At 41.2% G+C, this 7413-nt stretch carries 9 protein-coding genes and 2 pseudogenes; all 11 read right to left on the reverse strand.

The window, feature by feature from the left end; genetic code table 11:
* A pseudogene (locus ACHBIE_RS10630) lies at positions 1 to 833 on the reverse strand (type VI secretion protein); the annotation flags it as partial.
* Positions 790 to 1143 (reverse strand): PrgI family mobile element protein, encoded by a 354-nt coding sequence (locus tag ACHBIE_RS10635; RefSeq protein ID WP_001097577.1) that lies wholly within the window; start codon positions 1141 to 1143, stop codon positions 790 to 792. The gene ACHBIE_RS10635 and the pseudogene ACHBIE_RS10630, both read right to left, overlap by 44 nt.
* A 61-nt stretch (positions 1144 to 1204) precedes the next feature.
* The gene (locus tag ACHBIE_RS10640; protein WP_014621279.1) at positions 1205 to 2059 is read right to left on the reverse strand and encodes a conjugal transfer protein TrbL; all 855 of its coding nucleotides are present in this window, start codon (positions 2057 to 2059) and stop codon (positions 1205 to 1207) included.
* A gap of 18 nt (positions 2060 to 2077) precedes the next feature.
* A complete protein-coding gene (locus ACHBIE_RS10645; protein ID WP_001072182.1) occupies positions 2078 to 2320 on the reverse strand; it encodes a hypothetical protein in 243 nt (80 codons plus the stop codon).
* Between the two features lie 17 nt (positions 2321 to 2337).
* Positions 2338 to 4155, reverse strand: a pseudogene (locus ACHBIE_RS10650) (VirD4-like conjugal transfer protein, CD1115 family).
* A complete protein-coding gene (locus ACHBIE_RS10655) occupies positions 4155 to 4643 on the reverse strand; it encodes a hypothetical protein (protein WP_234521534.1) in 489 nt (162 codons plus the stop codon). Before ACHBIE_RS10655 ends, ACHBIE_RS10650 begins: the two are co-directional and overlap by 1 nt.
* 76 nt (positions 4644 to 4719) lie before the next feature.
* On the reverse strand, positions 4720 to 5304 hold the full coding sequence (locus ACHBIE_RS10660; protein ID WP_208574338.1) for a CPBP family intramembrane glutamic endopeptidase: 585 nt from the start codon (positions 5302 to 5304) through the stop codon (positions 4720 to 4722).
* Between the two features lie 2 nt (positions 5305 to 5306).
* Positions 5307 to 5540, reverse strand: coding sequence for a transcriptional regulator (locus ACHBIE_RS10665; protein WP_208574339.1), 234 nt, complete (start codon positions 5538 to 5540; stop codon positions 5307 to 5309).
* 8 nt (positions 5541 to 5548) lie between these two features.
* Positions 5549 to 5932 (reverse strand): arsenate reductase, encoded by a 384-nt coding sequence (locus ACHBIE_RS10670; RefSeq protein ID WP_024415400.1) that lies wholly within the window; start codon positions 5930 to 5932, stop codon positions 5549 to 5551.
* 10 nt (positions 5933 to 5942) lie between these two features.
* On the reverse strand, positions 5943 to 6371 hold the full coding sequence (locus ACHBIE_RS10675; protein WP_394733310.1) for a hypothetical protein: 429 nt from the start codon (positions 6369 to 6371) through the stop codon (positions 5943 to 5945).
* Positions 6355 to 7413, reverse strand: a 1059-nt coding sequence (gene dcm / locus ACHBIE_RS10680) for a DNA (cytosine-5-)-methyltransferase (RefSeq protein ID WP_394733311.1), incomplete at its 5' end; no start/stop codon positions are given. The genes ACHBIE_RS10675 and dcm, both read right to left, overlap by 17 nt.

Below are 7413 nucleotides of genomic sequence, written 5' to 3' on the forward strand. Positions count from 1 at the left end.
GAGCCTTTAGCATGTAGGCTAATCATCACTTCCAAATCTGACTGCATGAGGTCACGAATAAATTTATCCCCTAGCTCCATACCGTAATCACGAACATAGACAATCTGTAATAATCGATCGTCCAATTCAATATGATTCTTGTGTTTAAAGGAAAGGTAGGTTGGGGCAATAAAGTGTTTGGTAGTTTGACCTGAGAGGGTCAAATCCTTGTAAGAGAACGGTAAATGATTTTCACCTCGCAACATATCCGCAAGGACATTCACTCGCTCCTCTCCACCAAGTAAACCAAGAGCCACATCAATCTCTGAAAAGCCACTCTTGAAATATTCCCCAATCTGTGACAGAGAACGAAAAGCTACTTTTGGTGTTTGGTCGCTCTTGCCAAATGAAAGAAACTTGACGGCTGAAAAGTTGTTCTCACCCGCCTCTAAGTTGGCATCCATCATGCGATTCAATTCATCACGATAAGCATCAAACCCATCTTCCTGCAAGGGATAGAGAATACTCTTACGGAATTTTTCCAAATTAACTTTTTGATTGAAAATGGTCAGTTGGAAATTGGTCTGATCATCCAGTGAATTGATTAAATCGGAATATTTCTCCACGATAGCTCCCTTATCATCTAAGCCAACTGTTTGATAATTAACATCTCCTAATAGATAGGTTTGTGAGAAATAACTTGGACTGATCTGCATAAGGCCATTCTGAAAAAGCCCTTGATAGGCTAACGTATTTACGGTAGAAGGTCTGATCTCCTGCTTCTGTGTTTTCGTCTTTTGCTTTTGGTCATTAGAAGAGGTCTTTGGTTTCATTGAGTGTTTTAATTTTTTCACGTTGGTCTCCTTTTCTTCCAGTAAATGTGCGGTCTGGCACCGTTAGTTCATAATGAAAACGGTACTTGAGGTAGATTTCAAATGGTAAATCATTAGGGCGATAGACCCCAAATAACATGAGTGGAATAGTAAAGCTAAAAACAAAACCATAAACAAACCAATCCCCAAATTGCCAGTAAAATAGGTTCAAGCCCAATACCAAAATGGTTAGGGCTACGGCTGGAAATACAAAAATAACCTGTCTAGTTGTAAATCCCAGCCATGCCCTGTGTTGAACCTTTGAGATGTCCTTAAAGACACGTGTGTTCATAAATGTTCTCCAATCTAAGTAAGCTATAAAAAGAGGAGGCGAGATAGTGACTCCCTTCCTCCTACATGCCCAAAATACTTCGGGCGGTTCGTTGACTGCCAACTAAGGCAATGATTAACAATATGGCCTGTACCAAGCCACCAAACATAATGGCGAGTGATTCCATCACTCCAGCTCCATTTGATACGGCAATCTTTCCAGCCGATTCAAACAAGGGAACAAGAGATACAATTAGAAAAATCAAAATACCTTGAATGGCATAGACCATGATGTTTTTAAGGTAACCAATCCCAACACTTCTCCAGTCATCACTAAGAAAGGTTGGAATGGTAACAGGAGCAAAAGGAATCATCAGATAGAGTTGGATAAACCGAATGGTAATCAAGATATTGACAACCATGATGCTGGCCATTCGTACCAACCAAATGAGAATCGCAAAAAAGCCAATAATCATTTTTCCTACAATTCCAGATCCCTTAATGCCTGAAATGGTATCATAATTAGCACCACCATTCGTGACAAGACTTGCCACTTGTTCAATAACATAAGAGGCAATGGCAATAATGGCTTCCACAATAACCGTCGTATTGGTAATCACGACCGCGACCATGATGTAGCTGACAATCATAGGTGCCATGGCTTCAAAGGTCATTGCACCACCTGAGTTTGCAATTTTCTTGGCCATTTTTGAAAATTCGAGTACGAGAACAACCGCAAGAATAGCTACTCCCAAGGGTTGCATAATCCCCTTGGTAATGGCTGTCATGTAAGACCACACCGTCGGATTAAAGTCCGCTAGTGACTTAACCAAGTTGGCGGTTGATTCTAAATCCACTTGAAACCCTTCAAAAAGGCTGTCGCTAGATACTTTTTCAGAGGCTAGAAATACAAAAGGTGACGTAAAATTCATTATCATGTCATGTGCTGTCCTCCCCTAAATGGTAATCTGAGTCACAAAAGCACCAGCGGCTCCCACCATGACCCCACCAACAATTTCTAGAATAGCATTTCGGACACCTGGCCCACCATCTTTAATGTTGGTTGAAAGGTTGATAATGCCCATGACAACAAGAAAGGCTCCTACTGCAATTAAGCCTTTTTGTAATAGAGACATGGCTTGGGAGAACATGGAGCTGGCGTCCACTCCGTAAACAAAGCCTGTTAGTTTTTGATTCATATAATTCCTCATTTCTATTAATGTAGTGTCGTTTCTGTGCTTAAATCCCTTATTTTATGGCCTGACAAATCTACCTCTTCCTCAGCGGTTAGGGGATCGATGTGATAGTGCCACCAGCGTTCATCAGATTCCTTATCCGCAAGCCATTTCCAATTCTTATGTTTGAGTGGAAAATATTTCTTGGTTCGAAAAACAGGAACTCCTGCAATGCGTACGAGGCATTCATCTCGTTTCATATTCCCTACTTCATCAGCCGTCATCAAGTCACGGGCAATTTTCTGGTGAGAGGTAGAACTTGAGCCAGTCTGCCCAAAAGAACGACTGGTACTTCTGACATCAATGGTTTGTTTGCCTAATAGACCACTCATAAATTTGAAAGTTTCCTCGTCATTTCCACCCAAATATAGGAGGCTGTCACAATTCCCCAGTATAGTTTTCCAAGCCTCTTTTTCCTTATAAAGTCCTTGGAGTTGAGCAATATTTTGCAAGATTGGAACTAGACTCATGTTCCTAGAGCGAACTGTTGAGGTTTGTTCGACAAAGTCTGGGATTTCTCCGACATTCGCAAACTCATCCAGATAGCTTCTAACATGAATCGGCAGTTGCCCTTTAAAGTCAACATCAGCCTGTCTGGTCAAAGTGGAGAAAACCGTAGAGAAAAATAAAGCAGATAGGAAACGAAAGGTCGTATCATTGTCTGGAATAACAAGATAGACCAAGGTCTTTTGAGTGCCCCACGTTTTCAAATCCATAGTGTCTCTTTGCGTCAAATCAATCACTGATTGGATATTAAAGAGTGCAAACTTAGCGGTCGTCACAGCAATGACCGAATCCAAGGTCTTATCCTTATAGTTTTGGAAATCCGCCCAGTTTCGCATGGTAAAGTTTTCGTGACCATATTTTTTAGCATAATCTTCAAACAGGACTTCAAGAACACTTTTGTCCTGATTGTCTCCCTTTGATAAGAGTTTGATGAGTTTCCCAATCTCAGAAAAGGCTGGATAACGGCCATGCTTACGTCTTGCTTCCTGCTCTTGCTTGGAACTTCCTGGAGGATTGTAAAAATCCACCAAATAAGAGGCAATAGCTCTCACCAATGTCATGGAAGCCTCGTCCCAAAATGGATCACTGCGAGAACCAGACCCACGGGTATTGTTAAAATAGACCGTTAACATGCGGTTCAAATCATTCTCAGTTTCTACATAACGAAAGGGATTAAAACCGTCTGAATTGGTCATATTAACCAAGTCTAAAACCTTGACCTGATAACCGTTTTCTAAAAAGAGTTTACCTGTCTTCTCAGCCAAATGGTCTTTAGGATCTACGACAATATTGGAACAATTAAGTTGGATAAGGTTGGGTTTAACAAATCGAAAGGTCTTGCCTGCCCCAGAACCCCCAATGACAATCAAATTTTTATTTCGGTCAAACTGGGGTTTCTTCTTTTCCAACTAGGTTAGACGAACATCACGAGCCAAAATCGTGTCATTGAAAGGATTCTTACTGTAAAAGTTCCGCTTTTCCTTACTGGTTCCAAATCGTGCAGAACCGTATTCTTCCCCTTCTCGATAGACCTTCTGTCCTGTCGATACATAAAGATAGACTAGCGTCATCGTTAGAACCCCAAGGATAAAGGCAAGAAAAGATTTTTGAGTAAAGGAAAATAGCCATAAAGGATTGAAAACCTGATTTAACCCCTCTCCTAAGAGGTATTCAAATCGTTCCATAGGTGGGGCATTGGTTAAACTATCATAGAGTAGAGTTAGACGATGGCAGAAATAGCCAAAGGCGAGACCCAAGAGACCAAAGACAAATGCTTTTTGCCTGGAATACATTACAAGGTCACCTCCTTGGTTTTGACTGCCGAAGGTTCTGTCACTCTAATTTTCTCTTTGGCCAGTTCTATCTCTTGGTCCAAGGTTTTATCAAAGGTTAAACCTTCTAGCTTCTCTGGATTAGACATCAGTTTCTTCAACAATTCATCTAAGTGATGATCGAGCAAGGTCTTATCCTTGGCATAAAAGTAGAGATAGTCTTTTTGCCAACTAATAGCAATCGGCAGTCTTTCTGACTCCATCAACTCCTTGAATTTCTCCACATCGATTGGCTTATCTAGAATGTCTTTACTAACATCAATCGCTTCAATTGCGTAAGGGCTTTGAAGGAGTTCTTCCAGTTTTTGAACCCCAATCTTATAAGCTGAATCTTGAGCTAAAGCTTGTCTAGCCGACCATTCTAAGAGCTTTAAGAGGGTTCTAACAGTCAATAAACTACTTCTTTCCACGTATTGCATTGCTTGACGTTCTTGTTGTTCAGATGACATGGTGACCTCCTCTTTTTAGGATTCCCTATCAAACATAAGGTGCTTCCATAATACGGAAGCACTCTTGATTTTGGTATCACAAGAAGGTCAAGACATAAACCAAACTATTCCAAAGTAAATGTAAGGTGATTGCCGTCATACAATCTGTTTTCAATCGAACAACAGCCAAGGTCAAGCCCAGACAGCTATAGATGAGCCAACTCCCTAATTGAATGGGGCCATGGGCTAGAGCAAAGAGAAAACTGGTCACTCCTATTTGTACAAAGGGATACGTCAATTTTTTCCACAGCAGTTGCCTATAAACAATCTCTTCAAGGACACTTGCATTGACCAGAAACAATAAAAAGATAAGATGAGGAACCTGCTTTCCAACTTCTACCAATATCGCTTGATTCCTAGTCTGAACTGGAAATAGAAAACTGGTAAAGACTGCAAAAGCAACCATACACGCAAAACCAAGAAGCAACCATCTTAGATGATTTCTAAAAGTCACAATTTTTTCTTGAACAGTTTTATGACGGGCAATCTCTAAGCAAGTCACACTTAATAGGACCAATTGTAGCAAGATTAAGACCTCAATTGTCAGATATTCTTGTAGGTATAAACTTAATAGAAAACCATTAAGCTGTATGGCTAGATAAAACAATCCTATCCTTATCATTGTCACCTCTTAAATAAATCTTCATAATCAATGTCTAAGACTAGAATAATACGCTCAACCCATCTTGTTTGTGGCATCAGGCGATTGGATTTGTAATGCCGTAATTTTTGATAGAGGCGATTAAACTCACTGGGATAGACATATTGACCTTTGAATACTTTGCGAGCTAGTTCTGCCCAAGTGAGTTCTTTTTCTGCCAGAATGATTTCTAAATTGTCCCAAAATCGTTCATTCATCTTCACACCTACCCTGTCACTTGTTTCATCAAACTGGCCTGAAACAGTTCTTCTTTTACCTGTCTGGGAAGAAAGGTTCTCACTTCGTCTAGCCCAATAGCTGGATAGACATGATTCTGACAGACAATGAGTGGCAGCCGAAGGTTCTGGTCTGGTTTTTGGAGAATAAGCTGAATCATTTCATTCAAACTTATCGAATATTGACGTTTAAAGCGAAGAAATCGTGGCGACAGCAACTCAAAACAATCCGTGGTTTTGGCAAAGAGTGACAGTAAGATTTCATGGTTTACATCACACGCTTTTGTACAACGATAAGCCACACCATAGGTCGTCAAAATGGTTAGTAAGTCTTGATTTGTATTGGCATTATTTCCTAGATATACCTCAAGCATAGGCTCCTCCTTATAGGGTTAGGCTATTTTCAACTGTTGGTTCAGGAGTTGAGAAATAGCGACTCATATCAATAGGCATCCGTCCTTCACTAAAGCACTTGACCGTCACCAAAGTCGTTAAAATGCCATCCTTTCCCCTAGCAGTATAATTTTCACCAAAGGCACGAAAGGCCAAGTGTTTGTCTTTCGTCAATAGTGTATCTACCCCATTTTTAATATCCCTAGTTTCCAAAAAATCCGAAATCCGATGAAGATTGGATTCGTAGAATAGGGGATCATTCATCTCTTTGTGGTAATCATCTTCAAAAGTCACTTCAAAGTCACAATCAAAATTGGGGAGCGACAGTATCTTTTCCAATAACTGATTGGTTTCAACTTGGTGAATACGTTCCTCTAATTCAGTACACTCTAGGATACTTTTCTTATGTAGTAGGTTCATGTTTTTCTTCCTCTTCTATTCTTCTAAATTCTCTGGCAATGGCTTCAATAACCGTCACCGTTACACTATTGCCTGCCTGTTTGTATAGTTGGCTCTTACTGGAAACACTCTCTGCTCTTTCATAAGCCCAATCAGGAAAGCCTTGCAGTCTGAAACACTCTCTTGGTGTCAGTCGTCTAATTCTCAGGCGATAGAGTTTTCCCTGTAAGACAATGCCTGTGACTTCATACCACTTATCCTGTCGATATTCCAGAGCAGCGACCACCACTCCCATATTGTCTGAAGTCGTCAGGGTATTGGATATTCCCTTTCCCACTCGTCCCCTACGTTTGGTTGAGTCTGGATAAGCCAGATTGACAGAGTCTCCAAGAGTGGCCTTTGCGTACCCTCTTTTTGTGGCCTCCTTGATTTTCAGAAATGGCAGCTCCTCCCTCAGCAGTATCTTTGGCACCTTATCTCCACCCTGCATGGTGGTCAAGGTCGGTGACAAGCCAGAAATGTCAAAGACTCTTCCAGTCTGGTCAAAGCTAGTGGGCAGATTTCCTGCGACAACAACCCCATGTTTGTCTTGACTGGTCAAAGTAAACATGGGGTCTTGATTGTCCTTAAAACGACGCCCATGTTGCCGTTTTTCAAGTCTATCTGGTGTTAAGACTGGAATGGCGATTTTTGCCCCCTCTCCTTTACCTCTCGTTAGTGTAGGAGCAAGTCCACTCGTCAGATAGACTTCACCATTCAAACCACGTTTAGAGGGATTGATATTGCCTAGCCTTTCAAGATGAGCTGGGCTGTTTTCTCTTCTGAGAGGAAATATGAATCTGGAACGGTATCTTCTAGAATGTCCGATAATAAAGACCCGTTCTCTGTTTTGCGGGACTTGGAAGTCCTTACTGTTAAGCACCTGCCATTCGACATCATACCCCAATTCATCCAGCGTGGAGAGGATTGTGGCGAACGTCCGTCCCTTGTCGTGATTGAGTAGGCCTTTGACGTTTTCCAAAAATAGAAAACGTGGTTGGATTTGTTTGGCCGCTCGAGCAAT

Origin of the sequence: Streptococcus sp. A23 (genome assembly GCF_043674155.1) — a bacterium.
GTDB classification, from domain to species: Bacteria; Bacillota; Bacilli; order Lactobacillales; family Streptococcaceae; genus Streptococcus; species Streptococcus suis_V.